The sequence below is a fragment of the Azospirillum sp. TSH100 genome (assembly GCF_004923295.1).
Lineage (GTDB): Bacteria > Pseudomonadota > Alphaproteobacteria > Azospirillales > Azospirillaceae > Azospirillum.
On record NZ_CP039638.1, the window covers coordinates 86205 to 108033 of the forward strand.

The 21829-nt window shown below is 65.2% G+C and carries 24 protein-coding genes; 13 read left to right on the forward strand and 11 right to left on the reverse strand.

Going from position 1 to position 21829, the window contains the following annotated elements; all coding sequences use genetic code 11:
- Positions 1-113 precede the first annotated feature (113 nt).
- Positions 114-896: a 1-acyl-sn-glycerol-3-phosphate acyltransferase gene (locus E6C72_RS25800; RefSeq protein ID WP_109865322.1), complete on the reverse strand. Its 783-nt coding sequence runs from the start codon at positions 894-896 to the stop codon at positions 114-116.
- Positions 897-1069: 173 nt separating this feature from the next.
- Here E6C72_RS25800 and ftsE point away from each other — a divergent pair, with 173 nt between their 5' ends.
- The 4 genes from ftsE (at position 1070) to hemP (ending at position 3635) form a co-directional block, all read left to right on the forward strand.
- A complete protein-coding gene (gene ftsE, locus E6C72_RS25805; protein ID WP_109865321.1) occupies positions 1070-1789 on the forward strand; it encodes a cell division ATP-binding protein FtsE in 720 nt (239 codons plus the stop codon).
- A gap of 4 nt (positions 1790-1793) precedes the next feature.
- Positions 1794-2687, forward strand: a complete 894-nt coding sequence (locus E6C72_RS25810) for an ABC transporter permease (RefSeq protein ID WP_109865320.1) — start codon at positions 1794-1796, stop codon at positions 2685-2687.
- 13 nt (positions 2688-2700) lie between these two features.
- Positions 2701-3333: a YdcF family protein gene (locus E6C72_RS25815; protein WP_109865319.1), complete on the forward strand. Its 633-nt coding sequence runs from the start codon at positions 2701-2703 to the stop codon at positions 3331-3333.
- Positions 3334-3470: 137 nt separating this feature from the next.
- Entirely contained in the window at positions 3471-3635 is a 165-nt protein-coding gene (gene hemP, locus E6C72_RS25820; RefSeq protein ID WP_109865318.1) for a hemin uptake protein HemP, read from the forward strand.
- 94 nt (positions 3636-3729) lie between these two features.
- Here the strand turns inward: hemP and E6C72_RS25825 are convergent, their stop codons facing one another.
- Entirely contained in the window at positions 3730-3930 is a 201-nt protein-coding gene (locus E6C72_RS25825; protein ID WP_109865317.1) for a heavy-metal-associated domain-containing protein, read from the reverse strand.
- A gap of 433 nt (positions 3931-4363) precedes the next feature.
- Here E6C72_RS25825 and E6C72_RS25830 point away from each other — a divergent pair, with 433 nt between their 5' ends.
- Genes E6C72_RS25830 through E6C72_RS25845 form a run of 4 tightly spaced genes read left to right on the forward strand, consistent with a single transcriptional unit; the run spans position 4364 to position 7884 of the window.
- Positions 4364-5755, forward strand: coding sequence for a GntP family permease (locus tag E6C72_RS25830; protein ID WP_109865316.1), 1392 nt, complete (start codon positions 4364-4366; stop codon positions 5753-5755).
- Positions 5756-5757: 2 nt separating this feature from the next.
- Positions 5758-6417: a CoA transferase subunit A gene (locus E6C72_RS25835; protein ID WP_109865315.1), complete on the forward strand. Its 660-nt coding sequence runs from the start codon at positions 5758-5760 to the stop codon at positions 6415-6417.
- 18 nt (positions 6418-6435) lie between these two features.
- Positions 6436-7089, forward strand: a complete 654-nt coding sequence (locus E6C72_RS25840) for a 3-oxoacid CoA-transferase subunit B (RefSeq protein ID WP_109865314.1) — start codon at positions 6436-6438, stop codon at positions 7087-7089.
- Between the two features lie 6 nt (positions 7090-7095).
- Complete coding sequence (locus E6C72_RS25845) at positions 7096-7884, forward strand: 3-hydroxybutyrate dehydrogenase (RefSeq protein WP_109865313.1); 789 nt, start codon at positions 7096-7098, stop codon at positions 7882-7884.
- Between the two features lie 89 nt (positions 7885-7973).
- On the opposite strand, the gene E6C72_RS25850 is transcribed toward E6C72_RS25845, so the two are convergent.
- From E6C72_RS25850 to E6C72_RS25870, 5 genes are all read right to left on the reverse strand, one after another.
- Complete coding sequence (locus tag E6C72_RS25850; RefSeq protein WP_109865312.1) at positions 7974-8354, reverse strand: ribbon-helix-helix domain-containing protein; 381 nt, start codon at positions 8352-8354, stop codon at positions 7974-7976.
- 107 nt (positions 8355-8461) lie between these two features.
- On the reverse strand, positions 8462-9172 hold the full coding sequence (locus E6C72_RS25855; RefSeq protein ID WP_109865311.1) for a Crp/Fnr family transcriptional regulator: 711 nt from the start codon (positions 9170-9172) through the stop codon (positions 8462-8464).
- Positions 9173-9249: 77 nt separating this feature from the next.
- Entirely contained in the window at positions 9250-10002 is a 753-nt protein-coding gene (locus E6C72_RS25860; RefSeq protein WP_109865310.1) for a TfuA-like protein, read from the reverse strand.
- Positions 9999-11270 (reverse strand): YcaO-like family protein, encoded by a 1272-nt coding sequence (locus E6C72_RS25865; RefSeq protein WP_109865309.1) that lies wholly within the window; start codon positions 11268-11270, stop codon positions 9999-10001. The genes E6C72_RS25860 and E6C72_RS25865 overlap by 4 nt, the downstream gene beginning before the upstream one ends.
- A gap of 133 nt (positions 11271-11403) precedes the next feature.
- Positions 11404-11601, reverse strand: coding sequence for a hypothetical protein (locus E6C72_RS25870; protein ID WP_109865308.1), 198 nt, complete (start codon positions 11599-11601; stop codon positions 11404-11406).
- Between the two features lie 156 nt (positions 11602-11757).
- On the opposite strand from E6C72_RS25870, the gene E6C72_RS32405 reads away from it, so the two are divergent.
- Positions 11758-12045, forward strand: a complete 288-nt coding sequence (locus tag E6C72_RS32405; RefSeq protein WP_247876148.1) for a ribbon-helix-helix domain-containing protein — start codon at positions 11758-11760, stop codon at positions 12043-12045.
- Positions 12046-12065: 20 nt separating this feature from the next.
- On the opposite strand, the gene E6C72_RS25880 is transcribed toward E6C72_RS32405, so the two are convergent.
- Together E6C72_RS25880 and ilvD are read right to left on the reverse strand one after the other, a co-directional pair.
- Positions 12066-15158, reverse strand: coding sequence for an AAA family ATPase (locus tag E6C72_RS25880; protein WP_109865307.1), 3093 nt, complete (start codon positions 15156-15158; stop codon positions 12066-12068).
- 237 nt (positions 15159-15395) lie between these two features.
- On the reverse strand, positions 15396-17261 hold the full coding sequence (gene ilvD / locus E6C72_RS25885; protein WP_109865306.1) for a dihydroxy-acid dehydratase: 1866 nt from the start codon (positions 17259-17261) through the stop codon (positions 15396-15398).
- 302 nt (positions 17262-17563) lie between these two features.
- On the opposite strand from ilvD, the gene E6C72_RS25890 reads away from it, so the two are divergent.
- From E6C72_RS25890 to E6C72_RS25905, 4 genes are read left to right on the forward strand one after another with little or no spacing between them, the layout of a single operon-like run.
- Positions 17564-17992 (forward strand): MarR family winged helix-turn-helix transcriptional regulator, encoded by a 429-nt coding sequence (locus E6C72_RS25890; protein ID WP_247876147.1) that lies wholly within the window; start codon positions 17564-17566, stop codon positions 17990-17992.
- Between the two features lie 33 nt (positions 17993-18025).
- Positions 18026-18493: a biotin/lipoyl-binding protein gene (locus tag E6C72_RS25895; protein WP_109865304.1), complete on the forward strand. Its 468-nt coding sequence runs from the start codon at positions 18026-18028 to the stop codon at positions 18491-18493.
- Positions 18494-18528: 35 nt separating this feature from the next.
- Positions 18529-19149: an HlyD family secretion protein gene (locus E6C72_RS25900; protein WP_109865303.1), complete on the forward strand. Its 621-nt coding sequence runs from the start codon at positions 18529-18531 to the stop codon at positions 19147-19149.
- A 45-nt stretch (positions 19150-19194) separates the two neighbouring features.
- Complete coding sequence (locus E6C72_RS25905; protein WP_247876146.1) at positions 19195-20703, forward strand: DHA2 family efflux MFS transporter permease subunit; 1509 nt, start codon at positions 19195-19197, stop codon at positions 20701-20703.
- Positions 20704-20741: 38 nt separating this feature from the next.
- Here E6C72_RS25905 and E6C72_RS25910 read toward each other — a convergent pair whose 3' ends face one another.
- Together E6C72_RS25910 and E6C72_RS25915 are read right to left on the reverse strand one after the other, a co-directional pair.
- Positions 20742-21086, reverse strand: a complete 345-nt coding sequence (locus E6C72_RS25910) for a four-helix bundle copper-binding protein (protein ID WP_109865301.1) — start codon at positions 21084-21086, stop codon at positions 20742-20744.
- Positions 21087-21168: 82 nt separating this feature from the next.
- Positions 21169-21606 carry a DUF2934 domain-containing protein gene (locus tag E6C72_RS25915; RefSeq protein WP_109865332.1) on the reverse strand — a complete coding sequence of 146 codons (438 nt, stop codon included), beginning with the start codon at positions 21604-21606 and terminating at the stop codon, positions 21169-21171.
- Between the last annotated feature and the right edge of the window lie 223 nt (positions 21607-21829).

Here is a 21829-nt window from a genome sequence, read left to right on the forward strand (position 1 = left end):
CGTCATCCGGAGCCGGTTCAACCGGCCCTCCCGACGATTCATTGCGCGAAGGTAGGCAGATAAGCGACGGTGCTCAAGGGATTAACCGTTGCGGCCGACCCTTACGCCAACTGTCAGGAGACGACGGTCGCCGTCCGCTTGTCAGGTGCCGGTTCCGGCTGCGACGGGCGCAGGGTGGGCGGACCGCCGGCGGCGGTGACGAGGCGGTCGCTGGCGGCCTCCAGCCGCTCCTCCAGGTCGCGCATCGCTTCGGCGCGCGGCTGTCCGGGCAGGATCGGCGGCAGGAACTCCACCACCACCGTGCCGGGACGCTTCAGGAAGCTGTGGCGCGGCCAGTAGAGGCCGGCATTCAGCGCCATCGGCACGATAGGGATGCCGAGGCTCTCATAGAGCACGCCGACGCCGATCCGGTAGGGCCGGTAGGCACCCGGCGCCACGCGGGTGCCCTGGGGGAAGATCACGATGGGGCGGCCCTCGTCCCGCACCGGGCGGGAGTTGCGGATCAGCGACTTGATCGCCGCCCCGCCGGCGCCGCGGTCGACCGGGATCATCTTCGCCTTGGCGGCGTACCAGCCCCAGATCGGGATCCACATCAGCTCGCGCTTCAGGATGATCGCCGGGTCCTTCACCAGCAGGTGGAGCTTCATCGTCTCCCACGCCGACTGGTGCTTGGCCGCCAGCAGGAAGGGACCGTCGGGCAGGTTCTCCCGTCCGCGCACCTCGTAGCGGATGCCGACGAGCGTGCGCTCCAGCCATCCGACGGTGCCGAGATACCATTTCACCACCGCGACCATCTGCGGACGCGGCAGCAGCAGCATCCACAGCAGGGCGAAGCACATCAGCGCGGTCCAGAGGTGGAACGCGATGTTGAAGGCAAGGGACCGGATCCAGATCATGGCCGGCAACTTGTCAGGTCTTCGCCGACTTCTCAAGTATTCCGCGCGGGCGGAGAGAGGGGACGGGAGATGGTGGGCGTTTGCCGGGCAGGGTGGACTCCGCCCCCGGCCGGGTGCATTGTCCCCGGCGTGGAGGGGTGGGGTGCTAAGGGTTGTCCAGCCGTGGTGGAACCGTGATTCGTTTCGAGAATGTCGGCCTGCGTTACGGCACCGAGGCGGAGGTGCTGCGGGACATCAGCTTTACCCTGCAGCCGGGATCCTTCCATTTCCTGACCGGTGCCAGCGGGGCGGGCAAATCGTCGCTGCTGAAGCTGATGTATCTGGCCCACCGGCCCTCGCGCGGTCTGGTCACCCTGTTCGGCCGCGACATGGCGCTGGTCACCCGCCGCGAATTGCCGGAGCTGCGCCGCCAGATCGGCGTGGTGTTCCAGGACTTCGCGCTGCTCGACCATCTGTCGGCGCTGGACAATGTGGCGTTGCCGCTGCGCATGGCCGGCACGCCGGAGGCCGACGTGGTCGCCCATTGCAGCGAGATCCTCCGGTGGGTCGGGCTGGGCAACCACCTGCATGCCAAGCCCTCGACCCTGTCGGGCGGGCAGAAGCAGCGGGTCGCCATCGCGCGGTCGGTGATCAACCGGCCGCGGCTGCTGCTGGCCGACGAGCCGACCGGCAACGTCGACGACGGCATCGGCATGCGGCTGCTCTACCTGTTCGAGGAACTCTACAAGCTGGGGACCACCGTGGTGATCGCCACCCACAATGAGGCGCTGATCCGCCGTTTCGACCATCCGCGCCTGCATCTCGACAATGGGCGGATGATGGTGCTGCCGGCGCGCGGCCGTGTCGAGGCCCGCGCGAAGGACTCGCGGGCCAACGACTCTGCGTGGGAGTAACGGCATGGCGCTTCGTCCCATGCGGCCCCGCTCCGACCTGCCGCTGGCGGTCGATCCCTCCTCGCGCTTTCTCGGCTGGATCACCGCGCTGATGGCGTTCCTGGCGGCGCTGGCGCTGGCCGGCGCCATGCTGGTGTCGGACATGGCGCAGCGCTGGGACAGCGGGCTGGCCGGCGGGCTGACCGTCCAGGTGGCGCCGATGCCGGGCGCCCCGGTGGCTCCGCTCGACGAGCGGGCGGAGGCGGCGCTGACCGTTCTGCGCTCCTTCCCCGGAGTTCGGACGGCCACTCTGCTGGGTGGGGGAGAAATCGCCCGGCTGCTGGAGCCTTGGCTCGGGGCTGGAGCGACCGACCCGCTGCTGCCGATGCCGCGGCTGATCGACGTCGTCGCCGACGGGCCGGTCGATGTCTCCGCCTTGCGCCTGCGTCTGACCTCGGCCGCACCGGGGGCGACCCTGGACGATCATGCGGTGTGGCTGGCCGATCTGCGCTCCTTCGCCGGGGCGATCAGGCTGGCCGCGCTGGGCGTGGTTCTGCTGATCGGGGCGGCGGCGGTGATGACCGTGGTCTTTGCCGTGCGCACCGGTCTTGCCATCCATCGGCCGGTGGTGGAACTGCTGCATCTGATGGGCGCCACCGACCGCTATGTCTCCCGCCAGTTCGAGCGGCATGTGGTGGGTCGGAGCCTGCGCGGTGGCGGGATCGGGCTGCTGCTGGCCGGCGGCACGCTGTACGGACTGCACCGTGCTTCTCAGGGGTTGCGGGCCAGCCTGCTGCCCGACCTGGCATTGCAGCCCTGGCAATGGGTGGCCCTGCTGCTGGTGCCGGGAGCGCTGGCCCTGCTGGCGCTCGTCACCGCGCGCTGGACCGTGCTGCGCACGCTGGAATCCATGCCATGAGGTCACCTGCGAGATGAGCCGGCGGCGAGGCAGCGGAGTGATGACGCGGGCGATCACGCATGTGCTGGCCGGCGTGCTGGTGCTGGCCGCGGTCTGGCTGGCCGGGCTGTTCTGGTATGCGGCCGACGTTCCGCGCTCCTCCCCCAGCGGCGCCGATGCCGACCGACCGACCGACGCCATCGTCGTGCTGACCGGCGGCAGCCACCGGCTGGGCACCGGGCTGGAACTGCTGGCCGCCGGACGGGCGAAAAAACTGTTCGTTTCCGGCGTCTATGACGGCGTGGATGTGCAGGAGCTGCTGAAGCTGTCACGCCGCTCCCCGACCGAAATGGAATGCTGCATCACGCTGGGCTATTCCGCCGACAGCACCATCGGCAACGCTTATGAAACGGCGGACTGGATGCATGACCAGGGGTTCCGCTCGCTGCGGCTGGTGACGGCCAACTACCACATGCGCCGCAGTCTGCTGGAGCTGTCGATGGCGATGCCGGACATGGAACTGGTTCCCCATCCCGTCGTCGCTCCCACTGTCCATCTTGACGACTGGTGGATGTGGCCCGGCACCGCCAACCTGCTGATCAACGAGTACAACAAGCTTCTGGTGGTGGGCCTGCGTTGGGCGGTCCGCCGCGTGATCCGGGATTGATCCGGCAGGCGCGGGATCGCCTCGCAAAAGCGAATGAGAATGACTTGCAATTAGCGGCAAGCGAGGGTAGGGTCCTATCCAGGGTTCACGCCCGGACATCGCCGACCGCAACGTCCGTTCAGCAAGAAAGACACGCCATGCACGACAGCGCCGTCTCCGCTCCCGCCTCCTTCGCCGCATCCCTGCCGGTGATCGAATCCGGCCCCCTGATGTCGGGCAGCCGCGAGATCGTGATCCAGCACGCCGGGCAGAGCTATCGCCTGCGTGTGACCCGCGCCAACAAGCTGATTTTGACCAAATAACGACCTTCAAAGAACCTTCCGGGAAAAACGCCACCGAGAATGGGCGCCGGCCACTCTGGTCCGGCGCCCATTTTCTTTTTTTGGTAATGACGCTTCACGCCCGGCCCTGTACCTCATAGCCGGCATCCTCGATGACTTGGCGGATGACGGATTCGTCAGCGCTGCCTTCGATCATGACCTGACCGGCCTTCAGGTCGACCAGGGCGTGTTCCACGGCGGGAAGGGCCTCCACGGCCTTGGTCACGGTCTGGGCACAGTGGCCGCAGGTCATCCCGGAAACCTTCAATGTCAGCATGATCTTCTCCTTTGACGGTGCAGTCGTGAAAGTGATTGCTGAAGGCTGCGCCTTCCAGCGGCTGGAAGGTCAAGCGGGTTTCCGATGGCCCCCTTAATCTCCCATCTGCGGGAGCATTTCAGATCATCCAGACTGTCTATAGATCGAGATAAAATCTCATAATTGAGACCACTGTTTTGTCATTTGTCTCCTTAAAAAGACAATTCTTCAGTCCGCAGTTCTGTGTGCAGTGCAAAAAGTCAGTTGCATCAAAGGTTTCGCCTGCGACGATCAGGCTGCGTTTCTCGTGGCATAGCCTTTGCTGATACCCGCGCATGCACCCGTAGCGGGTTCGTCACGATAGGCCATAGCCGGCTGACTCAGCCGTCCGGCCCGGAACCGATCTCCGTCAGGTCGGTCTTCCGACAAGAATAACCGAGGGAGCACCGTCCAAATGAGTTTCCTGATCTGCCTGGGAGCGCTCGCGTTCCTCATGCTGGTCGCCTATCGGGGGTTCAGTGTCATCCTCTTCGCGCCGGTGGCGGCGCTGGGGGCTGTGCTGCTGACCGATCCATCCGCTGTGCCGCCGATCTTCACCGGCCTGTTCATGGATAAGATGGTCGGCTTCGTGAAGCTGTACTTCCCGGTCTTCCTGCTGGGCGCTGTGTTTGGCAAGGTGATCGAGCTGTCCGGCTTCTCCAAGTCGATCGTCTCGGCCGTGATCAGGCTGGTCGGACGCGAGCGTGCGGTGACCTCCATCGTCCTGGTCTGCCTGCTGCTGACCTATGGCGGCGTGTCGCTGTTCGTCGTTGTCTTCGCCGTCTATCCCTTTGCGGCCGAGATGTTCCGGCAGGGCGACATCCCCAAGCGCCTGATCCCCGGCGTGATCGCGCTCGGCGCCTTCACCGTCACCATGGACGCGCTTCCGGGCACGCCGCAGATCCAGAACATCATCCCCACCACCTTCTTCAAGACCGATGCCTATGCCGCCCCCTGGCTGGGCCTGATCGGCTCGGTCTTCATCCTGACGCTGGGCCTGCTGTATCTGGAATGGCGCGTCCGTTCCGCCATCGCACGCGGCGAGGGCTATGGCAGCGGCCATACCAACGAGCCGGAAACCGTGGCGTCGGAGGCGTTGCCGAACCCTATCCTGGCGCTGTCGCCCCTGGTCGCCGTCGGCGTGCTGAACAAGCTGTTCACGATGGCGATCCCCAGCGTGTACGGTGCCACCAACGAGCTGGCGCTGACCCCCGGAGCCAAGCCGCTGGTGACGCAGGTCTCCTCGGTCGCCGGCATCTGGGCGGTGGAAGGGGCTCTGCTCTGCGGCATCCTGATGGTGCTGGCCTTCGCCTGGAAGCCGGTGTCCCAGCGTTTCGCCGAAGGCACCAAGGCCGCCATCGGCGGATCGCTGCTGGCCTCGATGAACACGGCGTCGGAATACGGCTTCGGCGCGGTGATCGCGGCGCTGCCTGGCTTCCTGGTGATCCGTGATGCGCTGTCCGCCATCCCGAACCCGCTGGTGAACGAGGCGGTGACCGTCACCGCTCTGGCCGGCATCACCGGCTCGGCGTCCGGTGGCATGAGCATCGCCCTGGCGGCGATGGCCGACCAGTTCATCACCGCCGCCAACGCCGCCGGCATCCCGATGGAGGTGCTGCACCGCGTCGCCTCCATGGCCAGTGGCGGCATGGACACCTTGCCGCACAACGGCGCCGTCATCACCCTGCTGGGCGTCACCGGGTTGACGCACCGCCAGTCCTACGGCGACATCTTCGCCGTCACCTGCATCAAGACGCTGGCGGTCTTCTTCGTGATCGCCGTCTATTACATGACCGGGATCGTCTGACCATGAAGAACAAGCTTATTTCCCTGGAGGACGCCGTCGCGCGCATACCCGACGGTGCCTCCCTGCTGATCGGCGGCTTCATGGCCGTCGGCGGTCCTAACCGGCTGGTGGACGAACTGATCCGCCAGGGTAAGCGCGACCTGACCATCATCGCCAACGACACTGCCCGGCCCAACAACGGTCTGGGCAAGCTGGTGGTGGAAAAGCTGGTGCGCCGCGTCGTCACCAGCCACATCGGGCTGAACCCCGAAACGCAGAAGCAGATGATCGCCGGCGACATCGAGGTGGAGTTGGTGCCGCAAGGCACGCTGGCCGAGCGCATCCGCGCCGGCGGCGTCGGTATGGGCGGCGTCCTGACCCCCACCGGTGTCGGCACCACGGTGGAAGAGGGCAAACGCAAGGTCGAGATCGACGGCGCCACCTATCTGCTGGAAATGCCGATCAAGGCCGATTTCGCCCTGGTCGCTGCCAAGCAGGCCGACCTGTACGGCAATCTGACCTACGCGCTGACCGCCCGCAACTTCAACCCGCTGATGGCGATGGCCGGCGCCACCGTGATCGCCGAGGCCACGGACATCCTGCCCGTCGGCTGCATTCCGCCCGACGCGGTGATGACGCCGTCGGTGCTGGTCGATTATATCGTCGCCGCGACGGCGCGCTGATCGGGGGAGTAGAGAGCCATGGATGAAAAGACCCTGATCGCCAAGCGCGTTGCGCTGGAGCTGATGGACGGCGACCTCGTCAATCTGGGCATCGGCCTGCCGACCCTGGTCGCCCGCTATGTCCCCGCCGGCCGTCATGTGTTCTTCCAGTCGGAGAACGGTATCGTCGGCATGTCCGGACCGATTACCGGGGCGGAGAATCATGACCTGACCGATGCCGGCGGCTCGCCCATTTCGGCCCTTCCGGGGGCGGCGTCCTTCGACAGTGCCTTCTCCTTCGGGCTGATCCGCGGCGGCCATCTGGACGTAACCGTGCTGGGCGGCCTGCAGGTGGACCGCGAAGGCCGGCTCGCCAATTGGATGGTGCCGGGCAAGATGGTGCCGGGCATGGGTGGGGCTATGGATCTTGTCACCGGCGCCCGCCGGGTGATCGTCGCCATGCAGCACAGCGCCAAGGGCGAGGCAAAAATCGTCGAGTGCTGCGCCCTGCCGCTGACCTCGGTCCGCCGGGTCGATCTGGTGGTGACCGACCTCGCCGTCATCGAGCCGACCGACGTCGGCCTCGTCTTGAAGGAAACCGCCCCCGGTGTCACGGTGGAGCAGGTGATCGCCAACACCGGGTGCGAACTGATCATCGCCCCGGACCTCCGTTCCATGCCGATCGAAGGATAAAGAAGAATGACGAATCTGAAGGGGAAGGCAGCGCTTGTCACTGGGTCCACCAGCGGCATCGGCCTTGGGATCGCACGGCAGTTGGCGGGCCAGGGTGCCGATCTGATGCTGAACGGTTTCGGCGATTCCAGCTACATTGCCGAGCTGTGTCAGTCGATCTCCAAGGAGTTCGGTGTACGCGTTGCCCACAATGGCGCCGACATGTCGAAACCCGAGGAGATCGAGGCCATGGTCGCCGCGACCGAGGCGGCCTACGGCCGGCTGGACGTGCTGGTCAACAATGCCGGCATCCAACATGTGGCGCCGGTCGATGCCTTCCCGGTCGAGCGTTGGGACGCGGTGATCGCCATCAACCTGTCGGCCGTCTTCCACGGCACCCGCGCCGCCCTGCCGGGCATGAAGTCCCGCGGCTGGGGCCGAGTTATCAACATTGCCTCGGTCCACGGGCTGGTGGCGTCGGTCAACAAGTCAGCCTATGTCGCAGCCAAGCATGGTGTGATCGGCCTGACCAAGGTGACGGCGCTCGAACTGGCGGAGACCAATATCACATGCAACGCTATCTGTCCGGGCTGGGTGCTGACGCCCCTGGTGCAGAAGCAGATTGACGCGCTCGCCGCCGCGCGCAACCTTTCGGTGGAAGAAGCCGGACGTGAACTGCTGAGCGAGAAGCAGCCGTCCAAATCCTTCGTCACGCCGGAACAGTTGGGCGAACTGGCGGTGTTCCTGTGCTCTGATGCCGCCGGCAACATGCGCGGCGCGGCTTTGACAATGGATGGTGGCTGGACCGCTCAGTAAGGCGGCCTCGATAAGACTGGTGCTGAAACGTCACGGGGGCGGATCGAAAGGTCGGTCCCCGGGGTGTTTCCTGCTGTGCTTCCCGCGTCTCAGTTGTCGCTGATTGCCGAAAGCGTGTCGAACGGGGTGGCGATGAAGGGACGGCCCTGGCCATGGCCGGCGCGGGCATGGCCGCGTTCGGTCGCAGCCTGCCGGAAATAACCAACCACGAAAACCCTCAAGGCGTTCGCCAGCGAAACGCCCGACCGGGGCAATCGGCGCGCCTGTTGTTCCATGCGTTCACGGACATCTTCGCACAGCTCGTCTACAGTCAGGTCTTCACGCCGGCAGATCTCATCCAGCCCTTCCCAATAGGATGGCTCCAGCCTGATCGAAACATCGCGTCCAGACAATTTCAGCGTGCGGGAAGCCAGGGAGGCAACGCCTGTGGATTGATCAACGCCTGTTTTGCTGTTCCCATCGCTCGACATGCTTTTCAGTCCTCGTGCTACCCGTGCGATTGCCACCAACGCATGCACATTATAACGCGACCAAAACCGGTTTTGGGAACAAAACTTTAGGCAGGTAAGGATTCCCCCTAGGGAGCACGCTCGGGATCCCCGGCCATGTCCTTGAGCAAAGCCAAGTCGTTGATCACGATGAAACCTTTGGCATATGTCACTGTGCCAGTCCGGCGCAGTGCACCGAGGCATTTGTTGACCATTTCGCGGGTGACGCCAAGCATGTTCGCCAGTGCCTCCTGCGACAGGGGCAAGGTCAGCCGCAAGCCGGCCGGGGTCGGTTGCCCGTAGCTGTCCGACAGCAGCAGCAACCGGCGGGCGAGCCGGCGCGGAACATCGTGGAACACGGCATCCTCAATGTTCTCCGATACCCAGCGCAGCCGGTCGCATAGGACGATCATCATGCGGGTGCACAAGCGTGGGTGGCGTTCGAGGAAGGGGATGAAGTCGGCGCGGTCAATCCGGAACAGTTCGACCGGCCGCAGGGCGACAGCTGCGGCTGTCCGTTCCCGGCCATCGATCAGCCCGATCTCGCCCAGGACATCGCCTGCTTCCAGGATGTTCAGCAGCATGGTCTTGCCGTCCGCCGATGAGGTGCGGATGGCGATTTGGCCCTTCAAAACTGCGAACAGGCTATCGCCCGGGTCACCCTTGTCGAAAATAATCTGCTCGGTATCGAAACGAGCCATACGGCCCAGCGTTACCATCTCCGCCATCTGGTCGGCGTCAAGTTCCCCGAGCAGTCGGTTGCGCCTCAGCACAGCCGCGACATCCACAGGCGCGTTCATCCGTCCGTCCAGACACAGTTTCGCGCCGGCTCGGCGGTGATCGCCACTCCGGCGCGATCAGTCTAGCCAAAACGCGCTTACATCGCGAGTGGTGCCGCATCGCGCATGGCCCGTTCCCACAAGATGGTGCGTTCAAAATGAAAACGCGCTTCGCTCGGCACGTCTTCACCGGTCGAGCGGCCCAGCCACCGTGCCATGGTGCGCAGCATCGCCTTGGCGTCCTGCCGCTTCTGGTCGAAACGCCCCTGCGGCAGCCAGCTACGGAAAGCGGTCAATTCGGCGGCCTGCAGACCGATATCGCCACCCAGCCGCAGCATCCGCCCATAACCGCGCTCTCGGTAGGGCAGTTCTTTGGCGATTGACTCCAATCGAAGGGCGGTTTCCGCGCTCAGCACCCGCTCGGCCACCGCATCGGACAGGGTGCGGCGGATGTTCACCATCGCCTCCGATAGGGAGGTGTATCCCAGTTCGGCCGGACCGTGGATCACCGCCACCTCGTCGTCATCCTCAAGCCGGCCGTCGCGGAACGCCTCGAAGATGGCGCCGACACCGATCATGCCGAAGGGATACAGCTCGGCCGCGCGCAGCGCTCCCATGCTGGAGGCACCGAACACCGGAATGCCTGCATGAATGGCGTAGAGTATTTCCTTGTGCCAGACCGACGGCACACTTTCGAAGAAGCCGTCGATGATGCCGATGGCCGCTGGTTTTTCCGCGCACAGCCGCAGAACGTCGCCCTGGGCGACCGGCGGCAGATAAGTGGCGTCCAGTTCCAGTGCCGCGTCCTCGCACGGTAGGGTGGGGCCGAGAAAGATATAGACGCCGCTCATGCCGCCTTCTCCATGGCTTGGCTGCAGAGCACGCGCTGTCCGCGTTCGCCCAGCAGGTAATCGGGGGATTCGTCGCTACCTTCCAGTCCCGGAACGACGACACGGACGACGGGGATACCGAACTCGGGTTTGGTCAGGTCGACCGCCACCGCCTCTTCGATGCCGACGGCGCGCAGCCGGTCGAGCTGATGGGCGAGGTCGGCCTCAATGGTGGGGGCGGCGCTGGTCGGGCAGTAACGGAAGCAACGCTTGCCTGAACCCTCGACGATCATAGCCTTCCAGCGGGCGTGGTGGGCGGGGTCGAGGTGGCGCTCATACTCGGCACGGGGCATGTCGTCGCGGGCGCCAGCGATGAAGGTCAGACGGCTCTGCGCCGCTTCGGTCAGCGCGCGGGACAGGGCGATCTCGCGAGCCACATGGCAGCCCATGCCGCTGGCCGGGCGGATAGAGTGCTGGGGCAGGTCCTCACGATCGACGATGCGGCAGAGGAAGGCGGGCAGGCCGACGTCGCTGGTGGTCTCCCACACCCCGACGGCGACGCCAGCGGCCTCGAAGCGGTCGATCAGCGAGCGGCAGACCGGATCGTCTATGCTGTCGAGGTCGATGCGGGTAGCCGCCTGGACTGCGGAATCCTGCAGGTGCCACAGGGTGGTCGCGTCACGCTCCACCAGTTCGGTGATCGCGTGACTGATCGCTTCGACCTTGTGGTTACCCGACGCCAATCCGTTGGAACCGGCCAGGAAAGCGCCGTGGCCGGGAGCCATCGGCACGGTGAAATTCAGGTGGACCATCTCGAAAGGGACCCATTTGGGGCCGCCGTTCAGCAGATCCTGGCCCTCGATCCACAGGATGGGGCTGTGAGGGTTGAAGCTTCCGGTCGACAACCGGGGCAGGCGGTCGACGTCCACCACCGGGTGGGTCCAGCGCAGCTCCTCGAAGCTGGCGAACTTCAACGGCAGGGTAATGCGTTCGGCGTGGTAGCTCTCGATCGACTCCATGACCCCCGACGCCTTGGCGGCGACGAGTGTCACCCCCTTGCCCTGCGACACCGAGACGGAACGCGAGTTCGGCCGCGTCACCATCACCACCGGAACGCCGACGGCATCCAGTCCGGTGACGTTTGCAACCCGGGTGATCCCCATGATCGGCAGGAACGGGGCAACCCGAGCCAGGGTCTGTTCGGGAGCCATGACCCGGTGGGTGCCGACCGTGTGGGCCTTCACCGCATCCGAAACGGAGGCTTTGACATCGAGCAGATCGAAGGGCATCGCGATGTGTCCAGGCGAAAGGAGAGCCGGGAAGAGGAAAATCGAAGGTGCCTCCCGTTCCCGGGTCCGTGGCCGGTCAGCGCCTCATTGATGCTGGTGGCCACGGTCCGAAGAACCGGAACCGGGATCCCGATCAGGCGCCCGGGGTGATGCTGTAACGGCCGGCCTCGTGATCGGCGGCGTCGAAGGTGCTGCGGTCGCCGGAGCGGACGAGATTGCGCGTCGTCGAGGCCTGAACCTCAGCGATCTCGGTCACTCCCTGAGCGGAAACATTATACAGACGGCCATCGGCGCCACGGACCATCGACGACTGGGACAGATTGAGCGACATCGTTCGTCTCCTTGGTATGAGGTGATGTGCTCATTTCTTCGAATTCTAACTAACTTGCGCTGTGAAGTTTTTCACTTTGCGAACATTGGTGTTGGGATAACACGGCACATCAAGCCGGTTGTGTCTGTGACGGCGGCGGTCAAGGAGATCTATGCAATGCTGAACACTGCCAGCACGCGGCGTGAAGATCGGTCCAGCCATTTATCCGTGCTGATCGACTGGCCCGTCATGTCGGTTCGTGTCGTTCCGGTCGGAAGTGGCCAAAGACGCGTGCGGCTTGAAAATGCAGTGTGGGACGGTCTGGATGCAATCGCCCAGTCTGAGGGGCTGTTGACCAAGCAACTCTGCGCAAAGCTGGATGCTCGTCGTTCCGAAAGCGTGGCGCTGAGTAGTGAAATCCGCAGTTTTGTGTTGGATTATTTCCGAGGAAGAGACAAAATATGAAATTTCCCCAAAATCAATTATTATTGGGCAGATATTCTTGATCTTTTCGTGTGCATGATACCTTCGCTCTGAGTGCTGAAAGACGTCAGCAGTTTTCCGGCATTCGCCACCAATGACGTCTGAGAGGTATTGCGGGCAATCTCCAGCCCGTTTCGGGCGGCCTGAATGGCTTCTTCCAGCTTTCCAGTGTTAGCAAGCGCCTGAGCATACCAGATCATAACCTGGGGAACGCGCCCAAGTGGGTGAAGCCGCCCATGGCCACCGCCTTGCTGGTGGAAAAGCGCAAAGCTGCGATCGAACATCGCGAAGCCGGACTCCCGATTTCCTGTCAGGACCGAAGCATATCCGATGCCACCCATGACCAGCGGCAGCAGAAGCGGCGCATGTATGGCGTGTCCAATGGACAGTGCCGCCTCGAATGCGGGAATGCTGTCTTTTAAATGTCCGCAGATGATATGCGTCCATCCCAGATGCGTTAGGGCAAACAATCTTGAGAAGAGGTGATTGCTGTCCTCGGCGATCCCGACCGATCGGCGACCAGCCTCCACTGCCTCTTCTGCCCGTCCCAATTGGGCAAGGCAGCGTGCTGCGATGCTGCCCATATGCACCTGCGCGACTGTTGCCAATCCGTAGCGGTCGTATGGGCGGGACGTGGTGAGCATGCCGGAGCCATTCTCGAATGTTTCCAGAGCGTCGACGAAGAGCCCCTTGTCCGTTTGCAGACCGCCCAACCGGAACAGAAGCTGGACCCGGGTGCGGCGGTCGTCCTGGTCGTCCAGTGCGGACAGGCCGTCCTGGCAGAGTGCCAGCCCCTGATTGAGATCGCCGAAAGTCCACAGGAACGACGCCAGCATTGAGCAGGCACGGGCGTAACGGATGCGGTCACCGGATTCCCGGGCCATGGCGATGGCCCGCTGCAGATGGTCGTCCACACCCATCGACCCGCGCGGCAGCAGGGATCGCGGAAGTGCGATCAGCAGATCGATCTGACGCGCTGTATTCCTCGGATGGTCGGGCAGATGCCGCACCGCGGCGAGAGCGTTGGCGTAATGCCGGCTGGAATCCTCCAATTTAGAGCGACTTTCTGCCCTTTCACCGGCACGCCGGCCAAACAGATGTGCGGCCGGCCAGTTCTCAGCCATGAAGGCATGATGTGCCAGCAGGTCCAAGCGGTTGGGCAGATCGTGATCGCGGCGGTGGCGCAGCGCCTCCAGCACGCGGGCATGCAGCGCCCGGCGATCGGATTTGGTCAGGGTGGCGTAGGCAACCTCCTGGATCAGCGCGTGCTTGAAGGAGTATTCCAGGTTGGGCAGCAGACGGGTGCGCAGCACGAAGCCGGCGCGTTCCAGATAAGCCAGGGAGTCGGACAGGATCGGCGTGACCAGCCCGGTCAGTGCATGGAGCAGCCCGACGTCGAAGGTGGTGCCGATCACGGCGGCATTCATCAGCAGTCGGCGCCGTTCAAGCGTCATCATGTCCATGCGTTCGGCGAGCAGGGCGTGCAGCGTGCGCGGCAGCTTATGGACCACCAGCGGGTCGACAAGCCGGTAAGCGCCCGGCGTGCCTTCAATGGCGTTCGACGCCTCCAGCGTGCGCAGCACCTCTTCCAGATAGAGTGGAACGCCTTGGCACCGGCTGGCGACCTGGGTCTTCAATTCCACGAGCGACCAGTCCGGGCCGAGCCAATGGGCCAAAAAGCGCTGGACCTGATCCGGCGACAGCATTCCCAGATCGATGTGTCGCCCGCCTGGACGGCCTTTCCAACCCCGTTCCTCCGACTCCGGCCCCAGTGGGGGCGGACGCCGGGTGGCGAGCAGCAGCAGGCGGGCTTCCGAACCCGGCAATGCCTCCGCCAGCCGGTCCAGCAACCGCACCATGACCGGGCGGGCCCAATGGGCATCCTCGACCAAGACCAGCAGCGGCCGGCCTACCGCACCGCTTGCCTCTTCGATCGTCGTCTCGCATCTCGTGGCGTTTCCGCTGCCGGCTTCGGACGGGGTCGCCAATTCGAGCGTCGCCCCCACCAAGCCCTCAATGCCCAACGACAGACGTTGCGCCGCGTCCAGACCGCTCCACAGCGGGTCTATTCCAGGCCGGCCGAACAGCGCACGTACGGCATCGCCTGCCAGTGAACCAGACCGGCGGCGCGCTGCCTCACAGACCCAGCTGATGCCTTCCTCGCAGGCGCAACCGGCCACCTGTTCGGCCAAGCTCAACGCCACCGCCTCGAGGTCGTCGGGATCAGCCAGCCGGCGGATCGGCATCTGCGGCCATTGCAGCAACGTCCAGCGTCGGCTGCGCGGGTCGCGCAGAAATTCGCCGACGAGGCGGGACTTGCCGATCCCGGCGTCACCCTGCAGCAGAAGCTGGGCGGGTGCTCCGGCTTCCACTGAGTCGGCGATGGCGAAGAGGGTCGCCACCTCCTGCTCCCGGCCGACATAATGGGCATCGGTGGCGGATAGCAGATCGGTGGCGGTTCGGCGGACCGCACGGGCCCCGTCGAGCAGGAAGGCCGGCATTGGCTCCACCTCGTCGGACAGCCGCAGGCTTCCCATCGGGCGCACCGCCACGCCGACCGGGATGAGGTCCAGCGTGTCCCGGCTGAGCTGCGCGGTGTCGGAAGCCGCACGCTGTTGCAGCTTGGCGGCCATATGGACGCATTCACCGACCGCGCGATAATCGGTCCACAGGCCGTTGCTCACCACATGGGCGACGACATCGCCCGAACTGATGCCGATGCGGATTTGGAAGAGCGGCCGCCCCTGTTCGTCGCGGGTGGCGCTGAGGATGTCCTGTGCGGCGAGACAGGCACGCAGCGCATGGTCCTCCTTGGCGCCCGGGGCGCCGAAGGTTGCCAGGAAACCGTCGCCCAGCATTTGGGTGACAGTGCCTTCGAAGCGCGGCACCGCCTCCGTCACACGATTCAGGATCGAGAGGAGCAGGTCGTCCGCGTCCTCCGGATCACGGCCTGCCACCATGGCGGAGGAGCGGACGATGTCGACGAACATCGCCGTGACCACCTTGCGTTCGCGCGGCTTATCGCCCGGCAGGCGAGATGCCTCCTGCCAGGGACGGCCTTCGTCCGTCGCTGCGCCCAACATGGTGTCCGCCACGTCCGCCCCCCTCGCGGAATTCGCGTTGGCATATTAGAGCATGCATTTCGAATTTTGCGAACATCCGAGCGATACGACACCCGAAGATTTTCGCGCAGGCGGAAACCGACATATCTGTGTATGTAATTTCTGGCAAAAAGAAAGCGCCGCGACTTGCGCGGCGCCTTGATTGTTACTTGTGATGAATGTCGGTTGTGCCTGACTCGAGTGTTGCCGGCGCTCTTCGATCAACCGCATTCAGCGGCTGACGGCGATGTTCTCAACTTGGGTCACGTCGCGCACGGCCCCACGGTCGGCGCTGGTGGTCAGGGCGGCATAGGCGCGGAGCGCCGGGGAAACCACACGCTCGCGGCTGGCCGGCTTCCAGGCATCGACGCCCTTGGCGTTCATCGCGTCACGACGGCGCCGCATCTCCTGATCATCGACGGCGAGACGGATGATGCGGTTGGGGATGTCGATCTCGATGCGGTCGCCGTTCTCCACCAGACCAATGGCGCCGCCCTGCGCCGCTTCCGGCGAGACGTGGCCGATCGACAGCCCGGAGGTGCCGCCGGAGAAGCGGCCGTCGGTGACCAGGGCGCAGGCCTTGCCCAGCCCCTTCGACTTCAGGTAGCTGGTCGGGTACAGCATCTCCTGCATGCCGGGACCGCCACGCGGACCCTCATAACGGATCACGACCACCTCGCCCGCCTTGACAACGTCGCCGAGGATACCGGCGACGGCCTCGTCCTGGCTTTCAAAAACCCGAGCCGGGCCGGCGAAGACGAGGTTGGAGGCGTCGACGCCCGCCGTCTTCACGATGCAGCCGTTCTCCGCGATGTTGCCGTAGAGCACGGCGAGGCCACCGTCCTGGCTGAAGGCCTTCTCGGCCTTGCGGATCACGCCCTTCTCGCGGTCGAGGTCCAGTTCCGGCCAGCGGCGTTCCTGGCTGAAGGGCACGACGGTTGGGATGCCGCCAGGGGCAGCGCGATAGAGGGTGTGGACGGACTGGTCCTGGGTGCGCATCACGTCCCAGCGGTCCAGCGCCTCGCCCAGCGACGGGGCATGCACGGTCGGGGTATCACGGTTCAGCAGGCCGGCGCGGTCCAATTCGCCCAGGATGCCGAAGATGCCGCCGGCCCGGTGCACGTCCTCGATATGCACGTCCGAGACGGCGGGAGCGACCTTGCAGACGTTGGGGACGCGGCGCGACAGCCGGTCGATGTCGGCCATGGTGAAGTCGATGCCGCCTTCCTGCGCAGCCGCCAGGATGTGCAGCACGGTGTTGGTCGAGCCGCCCATGGCGATGTCCAGCGTCATCGCGTTCTCGAACGCTTCCTTGGTAGCGATGCCGCGTGGCAGTGCGGTGGCGTCCTCCTCCTGATACCAGCGGCGGCAGAGGTCGACTGCGAGGCGACCGGCGGCGAGGAACAGTTCCTTGCGGTCGGCGTGGGTCGCCAGGATTGTGCCGTTGCCGGGCAGCGACAGCCCGAGCGCCTCGGTCAGGCAGTTCATCGAGTTGGCGGTGAACATGCCGGAGCAGGAGCCGCAGGTCGGGCAGGACCCGCGTTCCATTTCGGCAGCCTCCTCGTCGGAGACGGTCGGGTCGGCGGCGGCGACCATGGCGTCGATCAGGTCGACCGACTTCACCTTGCCGCGCCAGTTGACCTTGCCGGCCTCCATCGGGCCGCCGGACACGAAGACCGCCGGGATGTTCAGCCGCATCGCGGCCATCAGCATGCCGGGGGTGATCTTGTCGCAGTTGGAGATGCAGACCAGCGCGTCGGCGCAGTGGGCGTTCGCCATGTACTCGACGGCGTCGGCGATCAGCTCACGCGAAGGTAGGCTGTACAGCATGCCGCCATGGCCCATGGCGATGCCGTCGTCCACCGCGATGGTGTTGAACTCCTTCGCCACGCCACCGGCCTTCTCGATCTCGCGGGCCACCAGCTGGCCCAGATCCTTCAGGTGGACGTGGCCTGGGACGAACTGGGTGAAGGAGTTGGCGATGGCGATGATCGGTTTGCCGAAATCGCCGTCCTTCATGCCGGTCGCCCGCCACAGGCCGCGCGCGCCCGCCATGTTGCGGCCGTGGGTGGAGGTGCGGGAACGGTAGTGCGGCATGGATCGGTCCTCAGCTGGTCGATTTGGGCGAATTGGCGAAAGGAATGGAACGAAACGGGTGGGCACCTTAGCAATCTCCTGTCGCGCACGCCAGAGGCGCGATCCTGTCTCAGGCGCCGGAGGCGCGACATCGGCGTGGCCCTGCCATGCACGCCGTGAGGATTGCCGAAGATAAGCAGACTTATTATTTTTGGTAAACTGATAAGTAAGCTTATGATCTGCCGATGCCCTCTTCTATGGACCCTCGATCCGTAAATCCCTATTCGATGAGCCTGGGGGCTGTTCTGACCGATACGGCGCGCATGATGCGCGTCCGCTTCGACCAGCGCGCCCGCCATCTTGGTCTGACCCGCGCACAATGGTCGGTAATCGCCACGCTGGCCCGCAACGAGGGGATCAAGCAGGCGACGTTGGCCGATTTGCTGGAGATCGAACCGATCACGCTGTGCCGACAGATCGACCGCATGGAAGAAGGCGGATGGCTCGAACGTCGCACTGATCCGACCGATCGACGGGCCCGGTTGCCACACTTGACACCGAAGGCGCATGCGGTGCTTGAGCAGGGTCGGGCGCTTGCCTCCGACATCTATGCGGAGGCACTGGCCGGCCTTCCGCCGGATGCCGAAGCCAAGCTGGTCGAGATGTTGTCCCACATGCGCGCCAACCTGTCCGACCGTCGCGCCGATCCGTCCGGGACGATCACTGCCGAGAAGATCGCCGCCAAAGCCTGACGCACCCGTCTTTTCCTTCGGGATCCGACCGCAATGACCGCCGTGACCGACCGCGATACCGATACCCGCCCGGATGCTCAGAATCCGGCTGCCAAGCTTGTCCGAAGGACACGCTGGCGTCGTTGGCTGCTGATGGCCGCCCTGCCGCTGCTGGTGGCGGTCGGTGGTGGGTATGAGTATGTCATGGGCGGACGCTATGTCTCGACCGACAATGCCTACGTCCAGCAGGACAAGGTGACGATCAGCCCGGATGTCTCCGGCCGGATTGTCGAGGTGGCGGTACATGAGAACCAGCCGGTCCATCGCGGCGACCTCCTGTTCCGAATCGACGAGGAGCCCTACCGGTTGGCTTTGCAGCAGGCGGACGCGGCGTTGGCCTCAGCCCGCCTGAAGGTGGAGCAACTGCGCGCCGACCTGGGAGAGGCACAGGCCAAGCAGGCCGCCGCGGAAGAAAAGTCTCTTTCGAACAGCGCGAGTTCCAGCGCCAGCAGGACCTGCTGAAGACCGGCGTCGCCGCGCGTGCAACCTACGATTCGGTGCGGCACGACCTGATGGCGGCGCAGCAGGATCTGAACACGGAAAAGCAGGCGGTGATCAGCGCCCGCGCTGCCCTTGGTGGCGATCCCGACATTCCCACCGACCGACATCCGACGGTGCTGGAGGCACTGGCGAAGAAGGCGACCGCGCAGCGCGATCTCGACCACACCGTGGTGACGGCACCGGCCGACGGCGTGGTCAGCCAGACCGGCCGGCTTCAGGTCGGGCAATATGCCTCGGTCGGGCTGTCGGCGGTCAGTCTGGTGATGAGCGGGTCGAGCTGGGTCGAAGCCAACTTCAAGGAGACCGACCTGACCCATATGGCGGTCGGCCAGACCGCGACCGTGGTGCTGGATGCCTATTCCGGCCGCATCCTGACCGCCCATGTCGAGAGCATCGGCGCCGGCACCGGATCGGAATTCTCGATCCTGCCTGCGCAGAACGCCACCGGCAACTGGGTGAAGGTGGTGCAGCGCGTGCCGGTCCGCCTGCGCATCGACGGGACTGGTGGCGACGCCGTGCCGCTGCGCACCGGCCTGAGCGCCGAGGTGGAGGTCGACACCCATTACCGCCGCCCATTGCCGGGTGCCATCGGCAATGCGGTCGCGGCGATCCGGTAAGCCATCCCAATGGCCGCTCCCCAATCCCCCGGAGCCCCGCATGAGGTGAAGCATCGCAGCATGATCACCGTGTCGATCATGCTCGCCACCATCATGCAGGTGCTGGACACCACCATTGCCAACGTCGCCCTGCCCAGCATGCAGGGCAGCCTGGGGGCGGCGCAGGACACCATCACCTGGGTGCTGACCTCCTATATCGTTGCTGCCGCCATCGCGACGCCGGCCACCGGCTGGATGGCCGACCGGTTCGGGCGCAAGCGGCTGTTCCTGATCGCGGTGGCCGGCTTCGCCGCCGCCTCGGTGGTGTGCGGACTGGCGGGCAGCCTGCCTCAGATGGTGGCTTTCCGGCTGGTGCAGGGCATCTTCGGCGCGGCGCTGGTGCCCTTGTCTCAATCGGTGCTTCTGGACATCAACCCGAAGGAGCGGCACGGGCAGGCGATGGCGCTGTGGGGCGCCGGCATCATGGTCGGCCCCATCGCCGGGCCGACGCTGGGCGGCTGGCTGACCGACAGCTTCAGCTGGCGCTGGGTCTTCTACATCAACCTGCCGGTCGGGCTGCTGGCCTTCGCCGGCATGGCGGTCTTCCTGCACGAGACCAAGGGTCGCCTCCGCAGCTTCGACTTCTTCGGCTTCGCCATGCTGGGTTTGGCGGTCGGCGCCTTCCAGATGCTGCTGGACAGGGGCGAGCAGCTGGACTGGTTCGGCGCGACCGAGATCTGGATCGAGACGGCCCTGGCCGCCTGCGCCTTCTGGGTCTTCGCCATCCACATCGCCACCGCCCATGGCAATACAAAGACCGAACCCTTTCTCGACCCGGCCCTGCTGCGCGACCGCAACTTCGTCACCGGGCTGATCCTGATCTTCGTAATCGGCGTGATCCTGCTGGCGACCATGGCGCTGCTGCCGCCGATGCTGCAGACCCTGCTGGGCTATCCCACGGTCACCACCGGGCTGGTGCTGGCGCCGCGGGGCGTCGGCACGATGATCTCGATGCTGGCGGTCGGCCGGCTGGTGCGCCGGGTGGACGCCCGGCTGCTGATCCTGGCGGGCGTGCTGCTGACCAGCTGGTCCTTGTGGTACATGACCGGCTTCACCATCGTGATGGACCGCGAGCCGATCATCGTCAGCGGCGTGGTGCAGGGGCTGGGCTTGGGGCTGGTGTTCGTGCCGCTCAGCACCATCGCCTTCGCCACGCTGGAGCCGCGGCTGCGCACCGATGCCGCCAGCCTGTTCAGCTTGGTCCGCAACCTGGGCAGCGGCGTCGGCATCTCGGTGGTGATGACCCTGCTGTCGCAGAACACCCAGGTCAATCACGCCAGCCTCGCCGCACATCTGACGCCCTTCTCGCCGATGATGACGGAGCAGGTGACCGGCGCGCCCGAGGCCTTGGCAATGCTGAACGCCCTGGTCACCCAGCAGGCGGCGATGATCGCCTACATCGACGACTTCAAGCTGATGATGTATGTGGCGCTTCTGGTCATTCCGATGCTGCTGCTGCTCCGGCGGCCGAAGGCGGGAGCCCCGGCACCGGAGGAAGCGGCGGTGATGGAGTAGGCGCTGCCTGGATCAGGCGGCCCGGTCAGGCGGCCCGGTCAGGCGGCCATGTGCGACATTGCCCGGCAGCTTTCGGCGCAGCGGCGGCACATCTCGGCGCATCGCTTCATCATCGCGTCGTCGGCCATGCGGTCGCACTGATACGCGCAGGCCGCACAGATCTCGGCGCAGGCACCGCAGGTGAGGTGATGGAAGCGGGAGCCGCGGATCATGAAATCCGCGCTGGTGCGGCAGATATCGACGCAGTCCAGCAGCAGGCGGACATGCCCGGCCTCCGCATGCGCACCGCCCTTGGTGAGGCAGTGGGCGACGGTTTCCAGGCAGATCGTGTGGCAGTCGGTGCAGTTGCGGATGCAGTCGTCCATCGACGGCATGCTGGCCATGACGGTTCCTCAGGAGAAAATTGCAGGGATGGCCTGACAACCGGCTCCGGGGCCGCAGGGTTCCGGTAGGGAAGGCCGGGGATCAGCTGGCCGTGGCGCTTTTGCCGCCGTCCTTCTTCGAGGCGCGCGGAGGCTTGGCGGCCGGGGATTTGGCAGCAGCCTTCCCAGCTGCGGGCTTGGGGACGTCGTCCGCCTTTGCCTTGGAGGAAGCGGGCTTGGCCTTAGCAGGTTTTGCGGCTTCCGATTTGGCGCTCTCCGCCGGGGCGCTCGCGACCTCCGACAGGGATTCGGCGGCGGCGCGTGTGCTCTTGCCGGCCGCCTTGACAGTGGCCTTGGAGACCGGGGGCTTCTTGCGCGAGCCGGCGACCTTGCCGGTCGGCTCCAGCGCACTGGCGCCGCGGACTTCCGCTTCGGCCTGGGTCCAATGGTCGGAATCGCGGCCGTGCGGACGGCCCTCGCTCTCCCACAACTCGTGGGCGCGGCGTCGGATACGCTCCTGGATATCGTCGGTATCGGCCATCGAGTTCCCCATGTGTCTGTCCGGCAATTGTCTGCCCAACGGGTCTGCCATACCGTATTTTGTGGCAGCGACCCGCCAACGTTGCAAAGCCACTCGTGCGAGGCACCACGAAAGAGGCGGAGACTCCCGACTCCGCCGTTCCATGAGGGCAACACCGGAGCAAGCGTCTGGTTCCCAGGTGGAACGGGAGATGGTTCCCAACCGACCTGTTCCATGCCACAAG